This is a genomic window from Bradyrhizobium sp. KZN70725, assembly GCF_055264925.1.
On record NZ_JBUYWT010000143.1, the window covers coordinates 1 to 2,882 of the forward strand.

Sequence of the window (2,882 nt, forward strand, 5' to 3'; positions counted from 1 at the left end):
GGCCATGCCAGTCTGGCCAGCACGGCGCGCTATACCCAAGTCGCCACTAAGACCATCAGCAATACGCCAAGTCCGCTTGACCGGCTTCGCCTGGAGGTCGTGCCGCCCGGCGCGGTCTCGTTGCCGGGCTTGCCGGTCGCGGCCTGAAGGTCGACTACCACTCGGTATGGGACTTCGCGCATGCCGAGAAGCGCAGCTTCAAAAAAAGCGTGGCGGCTGGCGAGCGCGATCGACCCGAGGTCGCGCGGCGGCGAGCCCAGTGGACAAAGTATCAAGGTCGCGTCGAAGCTGAGCGGCTGGTTTTCATCGACGAGAGTGTGCTGCAGACGGCGCAAGGAGTTCAACATGAACTAAGACCGATGGTGAAGCTGCGGGAAAGATGGGGGCTGGCCCCCGAGATTGGCTTTCAGGAGTGGGTCTCAAACCAGTCCGAGCTGCTGCGGTAAAGAGCCGTGGTGGTGAGCGTCGGATCAAGAGTTCAGATTAAACCGAGCAGGTGAGTGTCCGAAAGACGAACGAAAGTGAACCCTCCGAGGACGCGTCGTTATGAATCCAAGCGTCGTCAAAACCAGGACCGTCTCCTCATCCTGGGACAAGTCCGCCAGATGCCTGACGACCGGGCGGGCGGCGACCGGCGTAGAGGGGCGTGAGTTGGACACAGGCTTTCGCGCGGAACTGCAGGAACCAGGCTCTTGATGCCAAGGGAGAAGCGCAAGCGGCGACAACCGTGAGGCGAGAGTACCGATGCAAGAGACTGGGGCGGACCGATCTGTAGGAGCGTTGAGGGCCCTGTAATGGGGTCGGAGCAAAGGGATCGGGTCAGGTCGTCGTACTCTAGAACCAACTGGAAACAGGATGACTTCGAACGGTGCGACAAACAAGCCGTTCTCGATAGAGAAGCGGCGAGTGTACGAGGCGTACAAGGCGGTCAAATCCAATCGTGGTGCGGCCGGGGTGGACGGACAGACCTTGGAGATGTTCGAGACAGATCTGGAATCGCATGTCGTCAGGGACCTACTTTCCACCTCCGGTGCGCGCCGTCTCCATTCCAAAGAAGACGGGCGGCGAAAGGAGTTTAGGTGTGCCCACTATCGGCGATCGGATCACGCAGATGGTGGTCAAACAGATGATTGAGCCGGAAATGGAATCCATCTTCCTGCAGGACTCTTACGGATACAGGCCAGGAAAATCGGCTCTGGACGCCGTGGGCGTCACGCGTCAGCGGTGCTGGAATATGATTGGGTTCTGGAGTTCGACATCAAAGGGCTGTTTGAAACTCTTCCGCATGACCTTCTGCTGAAGGCGGTCCGGAAACACGTGCAATGCAAATGGGCGCTGCTCTACATCGAAAGGTGGTTGACGGCGTCAATTGAAAAGGACGGGAAGCTTGTTGAGCGGAGCCGCGGGACCCCGCAAGGTGACGACGGACTGGTGCACTGCCGGACGGAGCGAGAAGCAGAGGCCATTAGGACGGAGCTTCAAGCGAGGTTGGAGGTGTGCGGACTGACAAAGACGCAGATCGTCTAATTGCAAGGACAACAGGCGTCGGCGAACGTATCCGAGGGTCAAGTTTGACTTTCTCGGATATTAGTTCAGGCCGCGGCAGGTGGTAACGTCACAGCGGAAGGAATTCTTTTGTGGATACACCCCGGCGGTCAGTCCGACAGCTTTGAAGGCCATGCGAGCAACGATCCGAAGCTTGCACATTCCCCGGCAAACGCCGGGGACGCTGGCTGAGATTGCCCAACAGATCAATCCGCTCCTCCGGGGGTGGATAGGTTATTATGATCGGTTCAGCCGTTCAGCGCTGTTCTCGCTGGTCGACTAAGTCAATCAGAAGCTGAAGGCTTGGATCATGCGAAAGTACAAGCGCTTCCGGCTCCACAAAACCGGTGCTTCGTTGTTCTTGCGAAAGCTGGCTCGGGATAATGCGGAGCTGTTCGTACACTGGCAGTTGTTCGGAACGACCACGTTCACCTGACGGGAGCGGTGTGAACCGAGAGGTTCGCGCACCGTTCTGCGAGAGGCCGGGGTGAAAATCCCCCGGCCTACTCACCCCTGGATCAGGACCGATATGGCACCCTTGCGGGGATGGGCGCCGCGCGGGGGCGCAGACTTCACGCCAAGGTCCCCACGGGCGTTGGAAGACCATGATCTTCCTGGCGGCTCTGCGCCACGACCGGATCGATGGGCCATGGTTCATCGAGGGGCCGATCGATGGCGTGAGCTTCCGCACCTATGTCGAGAAGGTTCTTCTGCCGTCCTTCGCCCCGGCGATATCGTCGTCTTGGATAACCTCGGCAGCCACAGGAGCAAAGCACTGCGCCAGCTCATCCGTTCGGTCGGCGCCAAAACTCTTCTTCCTGCCAAAATACTCGCCCGACCTGAACCCGATCGAACAGGTCTTTGCCAAGCTCAAGCACTTGCTCCGCAAAGCTGCCGCGCAGACCGTCGAGGCGGTCTGCGCCGCAATTGGCCACGCACTCGATGCCTTCACCCCCGAGGAGTGCGCAAACTATCTCAAAAACTCAGGCTATCGAACTTAACGCCATCACGCTTTAGGGGTAATCCTAGGAGAAGCGCGATGACGATTTCGCGGGCAGAGGTGATCACATCGGTCGAGCGGCGGCGTCGGCGGTCGCGAGATGAGAAGAAACGGCTAGTCGCAGCATCGAAACAGTATCGGCGGACTTGGGCGGTTATGGCCGATGATGGTCGGAGGCGATCGCCCAGAAGTGGCCTTTCTTCGTCTCGCCACGCCCGGGATCAAGTGTAAGCGGCAAGCTAAGGCCGTCAAGCGGCGTGGTTCCATGGCATAAGCGCGTCGATTTCGCTGCTCGGCCAGCCGTTGGCGATACGCCGAAGTGTCAGGGCGAGCCAAG

General features: G+C 59.4%; 4 protein-coding genes and 1 pseudogene. 4 read left to right on the forward strand and 1 reads right to left on the reverse strand.

Annotated features, from left to right (window positions below; genetic code table 11):
- Positions 1-110: 110 nt before the first annotated feature.
- The 4 genes and pseudogenes from ACZBJS_RS42170 to ACZBJS_RS42185 all read left to right on the forward strand — a co-directional run.
- Positions 111-329 (forward strand): annotated as a pseudogene (locus ACZBJS_RS42170) (IS630 family transposase); the annotation flags it as partial.
- A gap of 671 nt (positions 330-1,000) precedes the next feature.
- The gene (locus ACZBJS_RS42175) at positions 1,001-1,300 is read left to right on the forward strand and encodes an RNA-dependent RNA polymerase family protein (RefSeq protein WP_463440292.1); all 300 of its coding nucleotides are present in this window, start codon (positions 1,001-1,003) and stop codon (positions 1,298-1,300) included.
- A gap of 378 nt (positions 1,301-1,678) precedes the next feature.
- Entirely contained in the window at positions 1,679-1,828 is a 150-nt protein-coding gene (locus ACZBJS_RS42180; protein ID WP_463440293.1) for a group II intron maturase-specific domain-containing protein, read from the forward strand.
- 322 nt (positions 1,829-2,150) lie between these two features.
- A complete protein-coding gene (locus tag ACZBJS_RS42185) occupies positions 2,151-2,546 on the forward strand; it encodes a transposase (protein ID WP_463440294.1) in 396 nt (131 codons plus the stop codon).
- Positions 2,547-2,793: 247 nt separating this feature from the next.
- Here ACZBJS_RS42185 and ACZBJS_RS42190 read toward each other — a convergent pair.
- A partial coding sequence (locus tag ACZBJS_RS42190) for a transposase domain-containing protein (RefSeq protein WP_463440295.1) occupies positions 2,794-2,882 on the reverse strand: 89 nt, incomplete at its 5' end.